At 62.0% G+C, this 474-nt stretch carries 1 pseudogene; it reads right to left on the bottom strand.

Going from position 1 to position 474, the window contains the following annotated elements:
- A pseudogene (locus tag QCE64_RS37855) lies at positions 1-474 on the bottom strand (IS5/IS1182 family transposase); the annotation flags it as partial.

The raw sequence follows: 474 nt of genomic DNA, 5'->3' as shown, positions 1-474 counted from the left end.
AGTTCGAGCAATGCGATGCGGCCCGACTCCGATACCCGCTCGACTTGCCGTTCGACATCGCGCATCACCCTGCCCACACGCGAGCGCAGCGTTCGCAATGCCTTTCTCATCCGCTTGAATTGCTTGGCGTGCGCGTAGCGGCCAATCTGCAGCGCCAGGCGGGGCGCTTCGCGGTTGTAGTTCTGCCGAAGCTTCAGACCGTGGCGCGCTGCAGCCTTGACCAGATGCTCGCGACACCGCTCAAGCAAGCGAGAGTCAGTGGGATGGGCGATTGTCTTGGGCATGACGGTCGTGTCGACGATCACGCGCTTGACGCCTTGATAACGCCGGCGCGTTTGGCAGCCTCGATGGTCTGCGCCAACAACTCTTCGATCCCGCCTCACCGAGTCGTTTGCGCCAGCGCGTTAGGCTCGACGGATCGATGGGTGGCTCGGTCTGCAGAAACACTTCGCCCGTGAAGACTTGCCAATAAGG

Origin of the sequence: Caballeronia sp. LZ043 (genome assembly GCF_031451075.1) — a bacterium.
In the GTDB taxonomy this organism is placed as follows: Bacteria; Pseudomonadota; Gammaproteobacteria; order Burkholderiales; family Burkholderiaceae; genus Caballeronia.
The sequence above is the reverse complement of the archived record's forward strand: the minus strand, read 5'-3'. Positions and strand labels throughout refer to the sequence as shown.